At 72.1% G+C, this 18726-nt stretch carries 10 protein-coding genes; 5 read left to right on the top strand and 5 right to left on the bottom strand.

What is annotated here, in order from left to right:
- Positions 1 to 18: 18 nt before the first annotated feature.
- From ACGFSH_RS02050 to ACGFSH_RS02040, 3 genes are all read right to left on the bottom strand, one after another.
- Positions 19 to 3654 (bottom strand): LamG domain-containing protein, encoded by a 3636-nt coding sequence (locus ACGFSH_RS02050; protein ID WP_393344017.1) that lies wholly within the window; start codon positions 3652 to 3654, stop codon positions 19 to 21.
- A 116-nt stretch (positions 3655 to 3770) separates the two neighbouring features.
- Positions 3771 to 5360 (bottom strand): VCBS repeat-containing protein, encoded by a 1590-nt coding sequence (locus tag ACGFSH_RS02045; protein ID WP_393344015.1) that lies wholly within the window; start codon positions 5358 to 5360, stop codon positions 3771 to 3773.
- Between the two features lie 129 nt (positions 5361 to 5489).
- A complete protein-coding gene (locus ACGFSH_RS02040; protein WP_393344013.1) occupies positions 5490 to 6989 on the bottom strand; it encodes a VCBS repeat-containing protein in 1500 nt (499 codons plus the stop codon).
- A 689-nt stretch (positions 6990 to 7678) separates the two neighbouring features.
- Between ACGFSH_RS02040 and ACGFSH_RS02035 the strand changes: the two genes are divergently transcribed.
- A complete protein-coding gene (locus tag ACGFSH_RS02035; protein WP_393344011.1) occupies positions 7679 to 9433 on the top strand; it encodes a D-glucuronyl C5-epimerase family protein in 1755 nt (584 codons plus the stop codon).
- Positions 9434 to 9585: 152 nt separating this feature from the next.
- Complete coding sequence (locus ACGFSH_RS02030) at positions 9586 to 10191, top strand: acyltransferase (RefSeq protein WP_393344009.1); 606 nt, start codon at positions 9586 to 9588, stop codon at positions 10189 to 10191.
- Positions 10192 to 10370: 179 nt separating this feature from the next.
- On the opposite strand, the gene ACGFSH_RS02025 is transcribed toward ACGFSH_RS02030, so the two are convergent.
- The gene (locus tag ACGFSH_RS02025) at positions 10371 to 12512 is read right to left on the bottom strand and encodes a glycosyltransferase (protein ID WP_393344007.1); all 2142 of its coding nucleotides are present in this window, start codon (positions 12510 to 12512) and stop codon (positions 10371 to 10373) included.
- A 120-nt stretch (positions 12513 to 12632) separates the two neighbouring features.
- The gene (locus ACGFSH_RS02020; RefSeq protein WP_393344005.1) at positions 12633 to 14213 is read right to left on the bottom strand and encodes a glycosyltransferase family 4 protein; all 1581 of its coding nucleotides are present in this window, start codon (positions 14211 to 14213) and stop codon (positions 12633 to 12635) included.
- Positions 14214 to 14544: 331 nt separating this feature from the next.
- Here ACGFSH_RS02020 and wecB point away from each other — a divergent pair, with 331 nt between their 5' ends.
- The 3 genes from wecB to ACGFSH_RS02005 all read left to right on the top strand — a co-directional run bounded on the left by wecB (position 14545) and on the right by ACGFSH_RS02005 (position 18713).
- Positions 14545 to 15621, top strand: a complete 1077-nt coding sequence (gene wecB / locus ACGFSH_RS02015) for a non-hydrolyzing UDP-N-acetylglucosamine 2-epimerase (RefSeq protein WP_393344003.1) — start codon at positions 14545 to 14547, stop codon at positions 15619 to 15621.
- 111 nt (positions 15622 to 15732) lie between these two features.
- A complete protein-coding gene (locus ACGFSH_RS02010; protein ID WP_393344001.1) occupies positions 15733 to 17055 on the top strand; it encodes a glycosyltransferase in 1323 nt (440 codons plus the stop codon).
- The gene (locus tag ACGFSH_RS02005) at positions 17052 to 18713 is read left to right on the top strand and encodes a glycosyltransferase (protein ID WP_393343999.1); all 1662 of its coding nucleotides are present in this window, start codon (positions 17052 to 17054) and stop codon (positions 18711 to 18713) included. Before ACGFSH_RS02010 ends, ACGFSH_RS02005 begins: the two co-directional genes overlap by 4 nt.
- Positions 18714 to 18726 lie beyond the last annotated feature (13 nt).

The raw sequence follows: 18726 nt of genomic DNA, 5'->3' as shown, positions 1-18726 counted from the left end.
GTCAGAACCGACGGACTGTCACAGCTCGGGGACGGCCGTCAACGCCGCCATCTGCTGCACCGTGACCGGGTCGGCGGCTCCGCTGTAGACGCGGACCTCGTCGATCGCCCCGGCGAAGTACTCGCTCGCCCCGCGCAGCGAACGGCCCACCTGGAGACCGCCGGTGGCGGGCCACAGGGTGTCGTCCGTGCCGTAGGCGCCGGCGACGAGCTGGCCCTCCACGTACAGGCGCAGCGAGTTGGCGAACGCGTCGTACACGACCGCCAGGTGCTGGCCGGAGCCGCCGGTGTCGGGCAGTTCCTGGTCGTCGGTGAAGGTGACGACCGCGGGGGCGGCCACGTCCGACTTGGCGACGGCCAGCTCCCACTGGCCGGTGGTCGCCTGGTAGCGGACCTGGACACGGTTGGCGTTGGCTCCCGGCAGGGACAGCACCGTCTGCGACTTCTCCGGGTCCAGCGAGGTGAGCTGGGCCCGGGCGGTCACGGTGAAGCTGCTGTTGCCGGTGACCGGGGCGGTGGCGGTGGACGCGTAGTCCCCGTCGCCGTCCAGGACAAGGTTGCCGTCGCCGACGAGGGCCGCCGTGTCGAACAGCGGGTCGGCGGGGCGGTAGATGGACGCGTTGCCGGCCAGCGTGAGCGCCTGGCCGCCGCCGGTCTCGGCGGCCGCGCCGCCCGCGGCGTCGTCGAGCTGCCAGTAGCCCTTGCGGGCCGGCTTGACGGTCAGCAGCTCGGCGACCTCGGCCGGCAGGACGACGCGGTCGAAGACGCGGACCTCGGCGAGGTCACCGGTGAAGTTGTCGCGGTAGCCGCTCTTGGCCGTGGCGCGGCCGATCTGCAGCGGTCCGTACGACTTCCAGGTGGAGCGGCGGCCCGCGGAGGCCTTCAGGTCCTTGTTGACGTACAGCTGGAGCAGCGGGCCGCCGGTCTTCTGCGCGTCGTACACGCCGGTCAGCAGCACCCACTGGTCCTTGACGACCGACAGACCGGTGGAGACGGCCTTCCACTCGCCGAGCGAGTCGACGTCGTTGACCGGGACGGAGAACTTCCAGGTCTGCGCGGACGCGTCGTAGCCGAGGGTGAAGCCGGGCTCGCCGGTGCCGTCCTGGCTGATCACGGCCATGTCCTTGTCCAGCGCGGTGGGCCGGACCCAGGCGCTGACGCTGAAGGACTTGGCGGAGTCGAGCACGGTCTCGTCGGCGTCGAGGTAGGACTCGGCACTGCCGTCGAAGCGGGCGGCCTTGTCGGCCCGGCCGCCGGGGCCGTCCACGCCGAAGGTGACGGCGCTGCCCGCGGTCGCCGAGTACTCACCGCTCTCGTCGTGCGCCTCGCCGCCGGACTCGTCGGCGAGGTTCCACTGGCCGACGACCGGCCGGCCCTCGGCCACCAGGAAGTCGTAGGAGTTGCTGGAGGCGTGCGCCGCCTTGTCGAGGGCGATCACCTCGAGCACGTGCCGCCCGGCCCTGGTGGGCACCCACTGCGCGGTGACGGAGCCGCCGCCGGTGGTCGGGGTGAGCGGCGTCAGCGCGGCGCCGTCGAAGGAGTACTGGTACTTGACGACGTCGGTGTCCGCGATCTTGTCGTTCGGGTTGGGCGAGAAGGTGAAGCTGCCGTAGGTGCCCACGCCGTCGTGGTACACGGTGTCCGAGGGGTACTGCTTGGACATCACGAGGGGCTTGCCCGGCCATGTCGCGTCGTAGACGAACTCGCAGCGCTGGGCCGGGTCGCCGTCCGAGCTCCACGGCCCGTTCCCGTCGCCGTCGTTGGCGCGGGCGCTCCAGTAGATGACGGTGTTCTGCGGAATGCTCGACTTGACGGTGTGCTCGAACTTGGTGTTGGCCGTCGGGGAGAGCGCGTCCTTGGTGATGTACGTGTAGGAGCCGGGCGTGGTGCCGCCCCACTCGACCTTGAACTCGACCTTCACCTTGTCGGTCTGACCGTTGCCGTGGTCGGGGTCGCTCGCGATGGCCCGCAGCTTGGGCGGGGTGTCCACGGTGGGACGGCTCGCGCCCCACTTGCACACGCCACCGGGATCGGTGGACATGTCGGACGTCTTGATCTGCCGCGGCAGAGTGTTGTACGAGATGGACAGGTAGGCGTTTCCGCAGATCCGCTTCCACTCGGCGAAGCGGGACTCGTCGGACGCGCGCAGGCCCAGCGTCATCGAGCTCCAGCCGTCGGCCGCGGCCGTCTTGATCTCACTGGTCAGCTCCCCGGTCGCACCGCTTTCGAAGTGCAGGTTGGCCGGGCTTGAGCAGGAGGTCGGGGAGATCGCCTTGTCGACGGTCTGGAGGTAGTCGTCCCAGTCGTCCGAGGTGTTGGACCAGTTGCTGGACGAGGTCAGCGAGTAGTTCTTGCCGCCGATCCGGTAGAGCTTGATGGGCTCGGCGGTCGGCGAGGCGCTGTAGATGTGCTCGACCCGGGCGGAGAACGTCGCGCCCAGGATCTGCTTCCCCTTGTAGAAGGAGAGCGGCATCGTGAACATCACGCGACGGGTGCCGACGCCGTTGCAGGAGACCGGGTTGTAGTCGGTGGGGCACTTGCCGACGCCCGCGCTGCCCGAGTACTTCCAGTCCTGCTCGCTCGGCATCCCGGACATCACGCCGGTCCAGGAGGTGCGCGAGGTGGTGTGCTGGATCGGGTCGATGACGACGGGGAAGACGGTGGCCGCGCCCTTGAGGAGCTTCTGGTCGGGGACGAGCCGCAGCTTGCCCTTGCCGACCTCGACGCCGAGCGGGGCGACGCGCCCGCCGCCGCCCGGTCCCTCCAGCGCGGCCTCCGGCGCCGTCTGCGGGCCGGGGGCCGTGGTGGGCGCGGCGGACGAGCCGGCCGTGGCGGACGCGTCGTCGCCGGCGGTGGTGACGGCCGCCGCGGCGGACTTCAGCGCCTTCGCGACGGCCTTGGGGCCCTGCTTGCGGGAGGCGGCCTCCTGGACGGCGGCCGAGTCCCACATCGCGGGCTTGCCCGCCTCGAAGACGTTGCCGCCGACGACCGCGTCCTGCGCGACGATCGCCCCGGTGGCGTTCTCGGTGACCTTGAGGCCGTCCGTGGTCATGCCCAGGTCGAGCTGCGCCAGTCTCGGATCGGCCGCGGCCTGCGGCGTCTTGACGACGAGCAGGTGACCGAAGCCGTCGGGCTCGGCCCGCACCGTGAGGTCCACGCCGGGCAGGACGTCCGCATAGGTGGCGGTCTCGCCCTCGACCGTCGGCGCGGGCAGCTTGCCGTACGGCCAGGTCAGGGCGAACTCGCGGCCCGCCCGGCGCATCGTCACGAACGGCTTGCCCGCCTGGCCCGCCGAAAAGCTGAGGTCGACGGTGGCGGCCTTCGGGCCCCAGCTGCCGTCGGCCCGCTTCACCAGCGTGGCGTCGACCTTGACCCACTTGCCGCCCTGCACCGTGCGCACCGGCTCGGTGTACTCGCGGGCGGTGAAGGTGCCGTCGGGCTCGGCGAAGATCTCGCGGCGCTCGGTGCGCAGGCCGACGACCTCCGTCTTCTTTCCGCTGTCCTTCGCGGCCGCCATGGCCTGCTGCTCGGTCGCCATGGGCTGTCCGGCGGCGACCGGCGCAGGTCCGGCCGGGGCGCCGCCCGGCAGGACCGCGAGGGTCCCGGCCGTCACCGCGCCGGCGACGGCGGCCGCGACGGCGGCACGCAGCAGCACGCCACGCCGTATCGGTCTCTGTGTGTCTGCGGACACGCGTCCACTCTCCCGTTGGGTCAATTCGGTTGCGTCGGGTTGTCTGCGGGATGCCGGTGCCGGTCCTCGGTCGCGCGCGGTCATCGGACCGCCGCCCCGAAGGCGCCCGCACCGGCGGGGATGCCGCCCTCACCGGGCTTCCACGTCTGGGTCGGCGCCCCGCCCGAGGCGACGTTCCACGGGAAGCCGTGGACCGCGCGCCCGCCGGCCGGCCCGTAGGGCACGCCCACGTACAGCAGCGCCGGGCTCGATCCGAGGCCGATGCCGGCGTACGTCCGGGCCGAGGGTCCCGAGGGAATGCCGTCCCCCGGCCCGATCCAGGCGTCCGAGGCGCCGGGGGCGCCGATCATCGGAAGGATCTGGACGCCGCCGGCCTCGGGGGCGTCCTCGCCGGCCTCCTCGCCGGGAACGCCCACCGCCAGGCGCACCGTCGCCGCCGTGCTCACCACGTTGGTGGCGGTGTTGGCGGCCGTGAGCCGCTGGCCGAAGAAGTCGCCGGCCTCGGCGTCGCCCTCGACGCCCTCGACGTTCTGGTCGATCCAGTTGAGGAGGGCGACGGAGCCGTCGGCCTTGACGTGGTAGACGTGCACCGCCCCGGCGTCGACCGTCGTGCCGAGGTCCTCTCCGGGAACGCCGACGGCGAGGAGCGAGTCCGTGACGGTGGCCGCTCCCGTCGGCCGGTAGGGAGCCATCGCGAGGGCGGCGCCGTACCGGTCGTCGGTCTGTGCGGCGAGGTCCGGGTTCGAGCCGACGGTCCGTGCCTGTCCCATGCCGAAGAGCGGGTCGGGCACGCCGTTGGAGTTGATCGACGGCCGGAAGGCCACCACGCCGCCGGCGAAGGCGGCCGTGCCGAGGCTCTCGCCGGGGGCGCCGACGACGAAGTGCCGGTCGGTAGCGGCGATCGAGGCGCCGAAGCGGTCGTAGGGCTCGGCCTCCTCCCACACCCCGGTGGTGTCCTGGCCCACGGACGCGGCCTGGTAGTCGGTGCCGTAGACGTAGCCGAACAGGCCGATGTCCGCGCCGGCCGCGCCGTCCTCACCCGGGACGCCGATGACCAGGAAGGGGAAGCCGGTGGGGGAGGTGCCGGCCGCGACCGCGTAGCCGAGCCAGTCCTCGGCCTCGGGTCCGCCGCCCAGCGGCTGGTTCTCGCCCTGGACGAACCCCCTGCTGTTGAACTCCGAGCCCACCGCGGTCGCCGATCCGTAGATCACCTGGACGTAGCCCGCGTCCTTGACGGTGCCGACGTCCTCGTACGGGATGCCGACGGCCAGGTCGCTGCAGCCGTCCTTGTTGGCGTCGTAGACCGCCAGCGAGAATCCGAACCGGTCGCCCGTCTCGGCCGCGTCGGCGACGTTGGCGGTGTCCTGCGAGATCTCGACGACCCCTTTGCCGCCGCCCAGCACGATGTGGACGAGCCCGGCCCGCTCATGGCCCGAGACGGTCGCGTCGGGGTCGGCGATGGCCGTGTCCCGCACGCCGTCGCCGTTGAAGTCGGACGACGTGCCGGCCGTGCAGGCGGCCGCGGCCGCTGCCGGGGTGCTCCCGCCGGTCAGGCCCAGCAGGAGCAGCGCCGCCGCGATCGCCCCGGCGACGGCAGGCGCCGGGCGTCTTCGGCCGGACGGCCGGCGGCGAGCCGTCTGGTCCGCCGCCCGGTGGCTGCTTGCGGGCATGGGTGTTCCTCCCCGGTGGGCCAAGTGAGCGAGAGCTGGGTGCGCGGTCGCCGCCGCCGTGCCCGGGGCGCCCGGGCACGGCGGCGAACCGCTGCGAGAGGGAAAGGCGGTGCAGGAGGGGTGCGGCGGTCAGCGGATGACCGCGCCGAAGGCGACGCCGGTGGCCGGCACTCCGCCCACGCCGGGTTTTATCGTCTGGGTCGGTGCCCCGCCGGAGGCCACGTTCCACGGGAAGCCGTAGACCGCGCGGGTCTCCGCCGGGCCGTAGGGCACGCCCACGTAGAGCAGCGAGGGGGTGGCGGCCAGGGAGATGCCGGCCAGCATGCGCGGCGCCGGTGCGGGCCCGATGCCGTAACCGGGGTCGATCCACTGGTCGGAGGCGCCGGCGGCGCCGACGAGCGGGACGATCTGCACGCCGCCCTTCTCCGGGTTGTCCTCGTCCGACTCCTCACCGGGCACGCCGATCGCGAGCCGGGTGGTGGTGGCGGTCGAGGTGGCGTTCGGCGAGGAGTTGACGGCCGCGAGTCGCTTGCCGAAGAAGTCGCCGGCCTCCGCCTCCTGGTCCACGTCGGCCGTGTTCTGGTCGATCCAGGCGGTCTGGGTGAAGGTGCCGTTGGCGGCCAGCCTGAAGACCTGGACGGCGCCCGCGTCGACGGTCGTGGTCAGGTCCTCGCCCGGTACGCCGACGGCGAGGAGCGACTCGGTGGTCGAGGTCGCGCCGGAGGCCCGGTAGGGGACCATGGCGAGCGCCGCGCCGAACTGGTCGCCCACCTCCTCCGCCCCGGAGATCACGTCCTGGTCCTGGCCGAGTCCGCCGAGGGGCTTCGGCGAGTTGGAGGTGAGCGCGTGGCTGAAGTAGGCCACCCCGCCCGCGAAGGCCACGGTGCCGAGCGCCTCGCCCGGCGCGCCGACGGCGAAGTGGGTCGGGGTGGCGGCGAGCGAGGAGCCGAAACGGTCGTCCTGCTCGGCGGTGCCGGGCACGGCGCCCGCTACCTCGGTGTCCTGGCTGACGAAGACGACCGTCTGGGCGGTGCCGCCGACGTAGTAGAAGGCGCCGGCGTCCTCGACGGTGCCGACCGACTCGCCGGGGCTGCCGATCAGCAGGTAGGGCGCGCCGGCGGAGGTCTTGCCGGCCGCCACGGCGTAACCCACCCAGTCGTCGGTCTCCGGAGCGCCGCCCAGGGCCTTGTCGGTTCCCTGGTAGAACTCCTTGACGGGCTTGGCGCCGGCGTTGAGTCCGCTGGTGGAGCCGTAGACGACGTGGACGAACCCGGCGTCGACCACCGTGCCGATGTCCTCGTAGGGCGCGCCGACGACCAGGTCGCTGCACCCGTCGAGGTCGGCGTCGTACACCGCGAGCGACTCGCCGTAGCGGTCGCCCGTCTCGGGTGCTCCGGGGATGCTGTCGAGGGCCTGCGAGAGGGTGAGGACGCCCTTTCCGCCGCCGTAGACGATCTGCACCTCGCCCGCCTCGGCCACACCGTCGACGGTGGCCTCGGGGTCGGCGATCGCCGTGTCCCTGACCCCGTCACCGTTGAAATCCGACTCGACGCCCGAGGGGCATGCGACGGCGGCCACGGCGGGCGTCCCGCCGATTCCGAGCCCCCAGGTCAGCAGTGCCCCTGCCACGACGGTGACAGCGCCACGCCGCCACCCTTTCCCCACCCTTGACACAGACGCCCCGTAAATAAAGAGGAATTAAAGAAGGTCAACGGATCATCCCTTTACGTGAAGTGCACATGCAACATGTGTCCGCCACGCAGAATGTGACATGAGCCACGGCGAAAAGGCGTCACATTCCCAGCTGTCGGCATATGCCGGACGGCTCGATCCGACCCGCCCGCGGCGACGGGCGCAACGAGTCCGAACCCCCGGACGCATGACGAGGGATGGCCTGATCGGGAGGCAGGGAGCCCGGGTGGCGCCACCGCCGGACCAGAGCCCCACGCCGCCAGGACGACCCCAACGACCCGCCACTCAGCAAGAGTTGGGCAGTGCGAGCGCGGCGATGCCCGTCACCGCCCGCAAGGGCTCTCTTCGCCTCGCCCCATACACATGTCCGACATGAACACATCACACCATCACGGTTCCATCACGAAAATTCCTCAGGACCGGCGGATTGGGCCCTCTCGCACCGTTATGAACGCATTTACGTCCCACCGCCGTCGGATGAACTTCTGTCTTTGGGAAAAGGCCGCAAGGACACTGCGCTGCGCGCGGGATCCCGTCGCGTCCGCCGTGCTCCGGCGGGCCCCGGGAAGACCCGCCGCGCCGTTCTCCCTGCGACCCGTCAACACCCGTGGGGGGTAGGCAAGTTCATGGCTGGAAAAAGACGTGTCGAGCTGGGGCGCAGGCGGTTCATGCGGGTGGCCGGCGGTTCGGTCGCCGGGGCGGCCGTGGTGGGTGGGGGAACCTTCACCGCGCTGGCCACGGGAATCCTCGACTCGCCCCCCAAGGACCTGATCGACGGTGTGCCGCGCTCGCTGGTGCTGAGCCTTCCCGACGCCCCCGGCAGCGTCCAGCCGCCGGCGCCTGAGCTGCCGGACCAGCTCGCGGACGGTGTGATCAAGCCGCCGAGCCCGGGCACCCGGATCCCCTACACCGGCGGCACTCCGGACCCCGACGAGGGCTCCGTTCCGACCAAGCTGCCGTTCGACTTCAAGACCTCCGGCTACCAGCTCGACCACGAACTGCCGGAGTACATGCGGCCCTGGCGCGACCGGCCCACCACCTGGTCGAACGTCACGCCCAACACCGAGAACGTGTACCTCGACGCCGAGGGCGCGGTCCAGTACCGGCCCGACCGCAACACCCCGGGCTACGACCAGCCCGTCACCCAGATCCAGTTCGGGCTCGGCTGCGTCTCCAGTTACCGCACCGCGACCGACCCCACCCGCAAGGCGCTGTTCCTGGAGCGCGCCAAGGCGCAGGCGAAGCGGCTCATCGACAAGCGCGTGGAGACGCGCGGCGCCTGGTACTTCCCGTATCCCTTCGACTGGTTCCACCCCGAGCACAGCGGCGTGACCTACAAGGCGCCCTGGTACTCCGGGATGGCGCAGGGCGAGTCGATCAGCCTGTTCATCCAGCTGTCGCAGCTGGACGGGGTGACCGAGGAGGAGCGCAAGCTCTACCGGGCCGCGGCGGACGGCGCGTTCGCCTCGCTGCTGCGCGGCGACAACGCCAAGCCGTGGGTGGTGAACCGGGACAAGGACGGTTACCTGTGGATCCAGGAGTACCCGGGCGCCACCCCCGGCACCGGTGACTACACGTTCAACGGGATGATCTTCGCCACGTTCGGCGTCTGGGACTACTACATGGCCACCGGCAACGAGCTGGCCCTCAAGCTCTACGACGGCGCCGTCACCACCATCCGCGACCACTTCCCGCGGCTGCGTCAGGCGAAGTGGCTCTCGTACTACTGCAACACCCACCGCGTGCCGACCAAGGGCTACCACCAGCACCACATCAACCTGTTCCGCCAGCTCCACTGGCAGACCGGCAGTCCCGCCTTCGCCGACCGGCAGGACACGCTGATCAACGACTACCCCTCGGCCCAGAACCTCCCGGCCGGCTCGGTCGTCGCGTTCGCGGCGGGCACGCACTCCCTCTACCAGCTGAAGACGCAGGGCGCCCCCCTGTACGGCTGGTCGCCGACGATGAACGACGCCCAGAAGGCGACCAAGAAGGTGACCTTCACCAAGGCCACCCAGGCTCCCGTGGACGTCCGCCGCCGCATCTACGGGCGGGGCATCTACTACCGCATCAGCGCCGGCGCCTACGCGGGCTGGTGGGTCGGGGAGTACTACCCGAACGTGTTCCTGCGCGGGGTGCACCTGCCGACCACCTACCGGCCGAACCGCACGGCCACCTTCCCGGCCAACGTCTCCATCACCGCGATCAAGTTCGGCAGCGACGGCAAGACGGGCACCACGAAGACCGTGAAGTTCGCGAAGAGCTCCAAGGCCCCCTTCGACCAGCGGGCCATCGTCAACGGGCGGCCCATGCTGCGCATCACGGCCGGTGGACTGACCGGGTACTGGGTGCCGAACGGGCCGGTGCTGGCCGACAGCTGACCGGGCGGGCGCACCGGACGGCACGGCTGCCGTCCGGTGCGCCCGCGCGTGGGCCGCGGTTCCGTCTTACCGGCCGCCCGGCCCGCGCGCGGCTCTCGTCCCCCGGGCCCCGTATGCTCGCCGGGCGAAGCCCCACACCGGAAGGCGAAGAAGTGAACTACAGGGTCCAGCCCAGCGCGCAGGTCGACGACAGTGCCGAGATCGGCGCCGGGAGCAGCGTCTGGGACCTCGCTCAGATCCGCGAGGGCGCGCGCCTCGGCGAGGGCTGTGTGATCGGCCGGGGCGCCTACGTCGGCTCGGGCGTGCACATGGGCGACAACTGCAAGCTGCAGAACTACGCGCTGGTCTACGAGCCGGCCGAGCTGGGCGACGGTGTCTTCATCGGTCCGGCCGTGGTGCTCACCAACGACCACAACCCGCGTTCCGTGGACCCGGACGGCAAGCAGAAGCGCGGCGGCGACTGGGAGGCCGTCGGCGTGAAGATCTCGGACGGCGCGTCCATCGGGGCCCGCGCCGTGTGCGTGGCACCGATCACCATCGGCCGCTGGGCGATGGTCGCCGCCGGCGCCGTCGTCACCAAGGACGTGCCGGACTTCGGCCTGGTCGTCGGCGTCCCCGCGCGGCAGGTCGGCTGGGTCGGCAAGGCCGGCGTCAAGCTGGTCGAGCGCGCGGGCGGGTCCGGTGTGTGGGAGTGCCCGCGCAGCGGCGAGCTGTACGACGAGAAGGACGGCGTGCTGGTGGAGCGCGACGCCCGCTAGGGCTGCTCGCTGCTCCCCCGCGCGGCGGCGGGCCATGGCTCTCCCCCGGCTCTCCCCGGCTCTTCCGCCGGGCTCCGGCCCCCTGCCTTTCGTCGCCGCCGCCTCCGTACCGTACGGAAAAAGGTTTCGGCCGCGTCCAACAGGACGCGGCCGAAACCTTTTTCCGTACAGAGGCGACGCTACGCCTTCTCGCCCAGCAGCAGCCGGTCGAACTCCCGGCTCACCACCGACCAGTCCCACCTCTCCAGCGTGTGCTCGGCGGCCGGCTCCGTCGCCGCGCGCCAGGCGTCCTCGGTGGCCGTGAGCTTGAGGATCCGCTCGGCGGCCTCCTCCGGCGTCGAGACGACCCACTCGCCCGGGAACAGCGTGCGGGGCCCGTTCTCCAGCGAGGCGAAGAACGGCCAGTCGCGCACGACCGGCAGCGCGCCGCTGGCCGTGCCCTCGACCAGACCGCAGTGGAAGCTCTCACGGACCGAGCTGCTCAGGATGACGCCGACCTCGGTGAGCGCCGCCGGCACGTCGTCCGTCTGGCCCACCAGATGCACGGCGCCTGCCGCCTCCAGCTCCGCCAGATCCGCCTGGAGCAGGTCGTCGTAGGCGCGGACGGCCGCGCCCGCCTTGCGGGGCAGGCCCTCGCCGATGACGACGAGACGGTAGCGCTCGTCCTTCTCGCGCAGCAGCCGCAGCACCCGCACCGCCCAGCGCGGGTCCTTGGCCACGGCGCTGACGCCGACCAGGCCGAGGTTGAAGCGGGCTTCGGGGCCGGTCTTCGGCCGTTTGAACGGCACGAGATCCATGGCGTTGGGGACGACGTGCGTGGTGGCGGTGTCCGGTCCGGCCAGCTGCGGCAGGACCTTCTCCACCACCTCGCGCAGGTGCTCGCTGACCAGGATCAGATCGTCGACGCGGGTGAAGTCCACCACGTGCGGCCAGAAGGCGAACGCCTCGTAGCTGTGCAGGCGGACGACCATGCGGGTGGTGCCGGGGTCCACGGCGGTGAAGATGCCCGCCGCGTTGGTGCACCAGTCGACGAAGACGGTGTCCGCCCAGTCCAGGTGGGGCCGCAGCGCCTCCTCGACCTTGTCGTGGAAGGCGGGCTGGCCGCCCAGCGCGTGCTCCATGATCCGCTTGATGCCGCGGACCAGCGGCCGCAGCTTCTCGTCCTCGTTGACGTCGAGGTAGCGGATCTCGACGTCTGGGTGGTTCTCGTAGCGGTCCCGGATCGCCTTCAGGAAGGCCGCGTTGGCGTACGTGGTGACCAGCAGCCGCAGCGGACGGCCGGCCGGCGCCTCGGCGGCCGGGAGCGCGCGTCCGCGCGGCGCGGACAGCGCCTTGAACGCGGCGTTCTCGCGGAACGGCGCCAGGTAGGCGTCGGGGTCTTCGGCCATCGGCGAGGACACGCCGTCGAAGTGCAGACCGCGGTTGAACGCGAGGGCGAACGCCGTGGAGAGCTGGTCGGCGGCCGCCGAGAGGTCCTTCTTCTTGAACCGCTGCTCGGCGATGGCCAGGGCGGCCCCGATCGCCTTGTTGCGCAGCTTGGGGTCGTCGTGGCCGCGGGCCAGGTCGGCGCGGGCGGCGTCCGCCAGCAGGGCCGCGCTGAGCTTGCGGTTGTTGATCCGCTCGGCGGCCTGGTTCAGCACCATGGTGGCGCCGGTCTTGCGGCCGCCCTTGGCCATGCTCAGGCTGACCCGGCGGGCCAGCTTGGCGCGCATCGCGTCCGGCACGCGCGGCGCCACGACCGCGGTCCGCCACGCCTTGGCGCCGATCGAGGTGCGCATCACGGCGGGCGACGAGGCCCGGCGCAGTACGGCGCCCGCGCTGTGCCGCACGCCGCGCTTGGTGGAGCGCAGGGTGACGGCCGGGGACGGGACGGTGCGGACGGCGTCGCGCAGCACGTAGTGCACCGGGCGCTCGCCGCGGGCCTGGAGGGCGCGCAGGCCGGGTGCGACGCCGAAGACGGCGTCGGCGCGCCGGTTGCGCTCGGCGAGCCGCCAGACGGTGTAGACGCCGTGCGCGTCGAGCGCGACCAGCACCTGCGACCTGCGGGCGTTGCGCAGGACCCAGCGGTTGCGTTCCGCGCTCGCCCAAGTGCGGCGGGCGGGGGGCAGCTTGGCGACGCGCTTGGCGAAGGCGTCGCCCCGCTCGGCGGCCGACTCGGTGAGCGAGCAGACGTCGGCGGCGTCGAGGACGCCGTCCACCGCCTCACGGTCGAAGTAGCCGGCCAGCCGCACCGTCGCTCCCGCGGCCCGGAACTGTTCGACGGCGGCTTTCAGCATCGAGAGCGTCGGCGCCGTGCCGGCGATCAGGAGTACGTGGGTCATGCGAGGAGGTCCTCCACCTGTTCTGCGTTCCGTGCGAGGGACGTGCTGTGCGCGTCGGTCCGGCGAGGGGCGGTGTCACGCCCCTGCGCCGGACCGTCGCCGTGGGTCACAGCAGTGCCGTCACGCGGTCTTCCCGTCGCCGGGCAGCAGCCGGCTGTAGATCTGGTCCAGGACCACGGCCTGGGCCTCCCAGGTCCACTTCTCCAGCAGCCCCGGGTCGTCGTAGGCGGCCCGGTAGCGGTCCGGATTGGCGAGGACGGCCTTGACGGCGCGTACGTAGTCCTCGGTGTCCTGGGCCTTGAAGATCTCGCCCTGGCCGGTCTTCTCGACCATCTCGGCCATGGTGCGGATGTCGCTGACCACCAGCGGGAGCCGGGCCTGGGAGTACTCGAAGAACTTGTTGCTCAGGGCCAGTTCGTGGTTGGGCAGGTGGTGCAGCGGGCTGACCGCCGCGTCCGCCGTGGACAGGAACTCGGGCACCTGCCAGTGCGGCACGAAGGGCAGGATGTGGACGCGGTCGCCCACGCCCAGCTCCTCGATCAGCTCGATGATCTTCTTGGTGGCCGGGAAGTGCTTGCCCGACGGCGGCAGGGACACCAGCGCGACGTGCACGTCGGGCATCAGGGTGAGGCCCTCGATGATCGTCTCGACGCCGCGCACGGGGTTGATGCCGCCGCAGTACGCGAGCAGCGGGGTGTCCGCGTCGACGCCGCACAGCTCGCGCAGGTCGGGGACCGGGTCGACGTCGGCCACCTCGTCCGCGGCCGGCTTCATGACCGGGGCGTTGAGGACGACGTACGGGGTCTCCTTGAGCTTGTGGCCCTTGACCAGCAGCTCGGCGAGCGACGGGGAGACGGTGATCACCGCGTCGGAGAAGACCGCGTGCTCCTTCTCCCACGCCACGTGACCGGGGATCCAGCGGTCGTGGTGGGAGTGCAGGCCGGGCACGAACTCGTGGGCGTCCCAGACCAGCTTGACCGGGTGGCCCGCGGCCCGCAGCCGGACCGCCGAGCGGGCGGCCACGCCCAGCATGCGGAAGTCGTGCGCGTGGATGATGTCGGGCTTGAGCTCGTCGATGTGCGGGCCGAAGGCCAGCTCGAAGTCCCACAGGTACGGCAGCAGCCGGCGCCAGGCGCGCTGGCCCATGGTGATCTGCCAGAACTTGATCTGCAGCTTGTCCAGCGGCGTGTCGAACTTCGAGCGCTTGCGCTTGGCGCGGCCGGTCATGCGCGAGCGCACCGACACCCACTTGCTCGTCAGCTTCGCGGCGGCCTTGGGCACGACCAGGCGGGCGGCGGCGCCGCTGGCGCTGGGACGGCCGGGGCCGCCGGCCTTGGCGGCGGCGGCGCGGAAGCGCAGGTCCGCGCGCCAGGCCTTCACCTGCTGCTTGCGGTACTTGGCGATCTGGGGCGTGCGATACGCGAGCGGGCTGCGCCAGCGCAGTCCGTGCCTGTCCTGACGGCTGGGGCCCAGCGGGCTCGGCTTGGGCACCAGGCGGACCTCGGCGTCGCCGATGTTCCAGGTCTGGATCTCGGGAGCGGGTGAGATGCCGAAAAGGACGACCTCCCAGCCGGCCTCGGCAGCGGAACGAGCCGACTTCTGGACACGCGAGTCATTTCGGACACCGTTGTCGACCAGCATCACAACGCGGCCGCGGGAGGCCTTGGGCCTTCTCTGGCCCTCGGTGCTGTCGAGCTCCATGAATGTGTGCCTTTCCTGATCTGAAACTTCTGGCACGTTGCAGGAGCCCGCAAGGATGATCGAGCTCGCACACCAGTTCCGTCCAAAGCGGGTGTCTCGTGCAGTGCACTTGGGTGCTGACGGCACGGCTACATAACCCGATAACCCGGCGCATCAAAGCATACCGTCAGCGACGGACCGCCCAGCGGCCCGGCCCGCGCCGTTGCCGGGCCGTTGCAGGGCTGTCGCCTGGCTGTCGCCGGGGCGTCGCCCGGGCGCGGCGACGGCCGCCGCCACGCCCGTATGATCTGGGTTCGGCCGTCCATACGTTTATTCAGTAGGAGCAGCGCACGTGAAGGTCATCAGTGTCGTGGGCGCACGCCCCCAGTTGGTCAAGCTCGCGCCCATCGCGGCCGCATTCGCCGACACCCCTCACGAGCACGTCATCGTGCACACGGGCCAGCACTACGACGCGGACCTCTCCGATGTCTTCTTCTCCGGCCTCGGCATCCCGGACCCCGACGTGCACCTCGGCGTCGGCTCCGGCGGCCACGGCGAGCAGACCGGCGCGGTGCTCGCCGCCATGGACAAGGTGCTGGAGACGGAGAAGCCCGACTGGGTCCTGGTCTACGGCGACACGAACTCGACGGTCGCCGGCGCGCTCTCCGCGGTGAAGCTGCACTACCGGGTCGCGCACCTGGAGGCGGGCCTGCGCTCCTTCAACCGGCGGATGCCCGAGGAGCACAACCGCGTCCTCACCGACCACGCCGCCGACCTGCTGCTCGCGCCGACCGAGGAGGCCATGCGCCACCTGTCGAACGAGGGCCTGGCGCACCGCTCCACCCTCGTCGGCGACGTCATGGTCGACGTCTGCCTGCGCATCCGCGACGCCGTCCTGGCCGGCGAGCACCCGCGTCCGGAGCTGCCCGAGGGCATCGACGCCGACGCGCCCTACCTGGTGTCGACGCTGCACCGCCCGGACAACACCGACGACCCGGAGCGGCTCGCCGCCATCATCGGCTCGCTGGCCGCGCTGCCCGTCCCGGTGGCGCTGCTGGCCCACCCGCGTCTGGTGGCCCGTGCCGAGCAGCACGGCATCGAGCTGAACCAGGGCGCCGTGCGCGTCGGCCGTCCGCTGCCCTACGCCGGCCTCGTGGGCGCCGTCCTGGGCTCCGCCGGTGTGGTCACCGACTCCGGCGGCCTGCAGAAGGAGACCTTCCTGCTGGGCCGCGCCTGCACCACCGTGCGTCCCGAGACCGAGTGGGTCGAGACGCTCGAGGGCGGCTGGAACCACCTCGTGCCGGACCCGCACGAGACCCCCGACTTCACCGCGCTCGCCACCCGTCCGGCGCCCGAGACCCCGCGCGGCACGCCGTACGGTGACGGGAACGCCGCCGTGCGCGCCGTACAGGCCATCGTCGAGGCCTGAGCCGGCCGCCGCTCTCGCCACCGTTCCATCAGTCTCCCGGAGCACCCCTTGCGAAACGTGATCAAGCGTCCCAGGACGACGGGCCCGCGGCCCGACGGAGTCCGCCCGCACATGATCTACCTGGCCATCGGCTTCCCGCCGGCGGCGAAGAGCTGTGCGTACCGGATGCGCGAGACGGCGAACAAGTTCGTCGAGCTCGGCTGGGACGTGACCGTGCTCACCATCGCGGAGGAGTCCTGGGAGCGGGAGTACGGTCTCGACCACACGCTCTCCGACCCGGTGGACCCGCGGGTGCGGATCGTCGAACTCCCGCTGGCCCGTGAGGACCTGGAGACCGACATCCGGCTGTTCACCGAGGACCGGGCGCTGAACCCGATCCGCTGGATGCAGCGCGAGCGCGACCGGCACCTGGAGCACTTCCCCGAGCCGGTGTTCGGCGGCTGGCGCTCGGCCCTGGAGCAGGGCGTGGTCGACATCCACCGCGAGTTCCCGGCCGACCTGCTGCTGGCGAGCTGCGCCCCGTACGTCAACCTGGCGGCCGCGTGGAAGCTGTGGGAGACGCACAAGGTCCCGTACGCGATCGACTTCCGCGACGGCTGGTCCGTCGACGTGATCGGCGGCGGCGAGGCGTTCACCCGCGACTCCGAGTCGGGCGAGTGGGAGTCCAAGGTCCTCTCGCAGGCCGTGGCGATCTGGTGCGTCAACGATCCCATCGCGGACTTCTACCGCGACCGCTACCCGCAGCTCGCCGAGCGGGTGCACGTCGTACGCAACGGCTTCGACCCGGACAGCGTGCCCGAGGTGCACGGCAGGCCCGACCCGGACAAGGGCCTGACCTTCGGTTACCTGGGCTCGGTGAACTTCAAGCCCGCCTTCCTCGCCACCGTCCTGGACGGCTGGCGGGCGGCCCGGGAGCGCGACCCGCTGGTCGCCCGGTCCCGGTTCGAGATCCGCGGGCACATCGGCGCGGGCGCCAGCCGCGAGGCCAACGCCCATATGACGCTCATCCGGCAGGCCGAGCCCGACGGCGTCCTGTTCGGCGGCCCGGTGGCCAAGGCCGAGGTCGGCGCGACCTACGGCCGCTGGGACGCCCTGGTGCTGATGCTCGTCGGCGGCCGCTTCGTGACCTCGGGCAAGGTGTACGAGTTCATGGCGTCCGGGCTGCCGGTGGTCTCCGCCCACGAGGTGGACCACGACGCCTCCGCCGTGCTGGCCGGGCACCCGCTGTGGACCGGGGCCTGCGGCCTGGACGCCGAGGGCATCGCCGACTCCTTCGTCAAGGCGGCCCGGATGGCCGTCGAGACGACGCCCGAGCAGCGGGCAGAGGCGCGCGCCCACGCCGCCCGCTTCACCCGCGGCCTGCTGATGGCCCCCGCGGCCCAGCACCTGAGCGACACCGTCCGCTCCGCGCTCACCGGGAGCCGATCGGCATGACGGCCAAACGGGGGATCACACGGCTGCCCGGCGCGGTGGCCCGGCGCGCACTGCACCCGAGCGTGCTGCGGACCGGAGCGGGCGCGCGCGCCTGGCGGCTCGTGGTGGCGGCTCCGGGACTGCCGGACTCGCTGCGCTTCCGCATCGCCCAGCGCGTGCGGGACGGCCTGGACAAGGCCAACCGGCCCGAGGGCGCGGTACTCACGCTGAGTTCCGCGGCCCGCCGCACGACCAGCGCGCGGCACCGGGCGGACCTGCTCGGCGACGCCGCGCGCCTCGAACTGGGGCGCGGCAAGGCCCCACGGGCCCTGACCGACGCCGTCACCGCCGAACTCGCCTACGCCGACGACCGGTTGGCCGAGGGCGACGCCGGCGCGGCGGCCGCGTCCGCGGTCCGGGCGCTGCAACTGGCCTTCCACCGGGTGCTGCACTTCGACCGGACGACGTCGCCGCTCGCCCAGGACCCCGCCGGGTATCTGGCGCAGGTGCACGCCGCGGCGTCCGTCCGGGCGCTGACCGAGGGCGCGGGCCGCACCGCCGAACCCGCCGCGCCGCCCGCCGGCCGGCCGCTGCGGCTGCTGTTCGTCACCCGGGGCAACGCGAACTTCCTCGGGGAGATCCGCGACCACTACACGGAGCACCCCGGCGTCGAGGTCCGCTCCCTGGACCTGAAGGACGAGCCGGAGCTCGACAAGCTGGCCGGCTCCCTCACCGCGCTGGCGGCCCACCGGCTGGGCGAGGACGAGGAGTTCGGCCGGCAGGCCGAGAAGCTCCTGCGGCCCCACCTGGACTGGGCGGACACCGTCTTCGTCGACTGGTGCGTCGGACCGGCCGCGCTGCTGACCTCCGTCGACCCCGGCGACACCCGGATCGTCGTGCGCCTGCACAGCGCCGAGACGTTCAGCCCCTGGCCCTTCCTGGTCGACTTCAGCCGCGTCGACGACCTGGTGTTCGTCGGCGCTCATCTGCGGGACCTGACGGTGGCCGTGGCGCCCGGTCTGACGGCGGAGCCCGGGCGGCGCACGCCCCGGCTGCACGTCATCGCCAACGCCATGGACCTGGCCGCGCAGGTGCGCCCCAAGCCGGACGACGCCCGCTTCACCCTCGGCCTGACGGGGATCTCGTCGGTCGCCAAGGACCCGCGCTGGGCGATCGAGGTGCTGCGGATCCTGCGCGCGCAGGACTCCCGCTACCGGCTCCTGCTGATCGGCGAGGACGTCGACGCCAAGCTCAGCGCCGCCGCCCGCGCCTACGCCCGCCTCTACCGGGGCGACCTGGCCGAGCTGGAGCCGTCGGGGGCCGTCCGCAGGCTCGGCCAGCTGGACGACGTCCCGGCGGCGCTGACGGACGTCGGCGTCATCCTCAGCGCCTCCGTGCGGGAGAGCTTCCACTGCGGGTTCGTGGAGGGCGCCGCGAGCGGTGCCGTCCCCGTGGGCCGCGACTGGCCGTTCTTCGCGGGCAAGGCCAACGGGGCGCGCACCCTGTTCCCCGCCGACTGGGTCGTCGCCTCGCCACAGGAGGCGGCGGAACGCATCCTGAAGGTCACCGCGGACCCGGACACCTGGCGCCGAACCGGCGAGGCGGCTTCCGCGCACGCCCTGGCATCATGGGACTGGCCGGTCGTCTGCGAGGAGTTCGACCGCCTTCTGCTTCCCTGATGGTGAAGGACCC

Origin of the sequence: Streptomyces sp. NPDC048481, from assembly GCF_043200075.1 — a bacterium.
Classification (GTDB): domain Bacteria; phylum Actinomycetota; class Actinomycetes; order Streptomycetales; family Streptomycetaceae; genus Streptomyces.
Note: the sequence above shows the minus strand (reverse complement) of the source record. Positions and strands in the feature narration are given on the sequence as shown.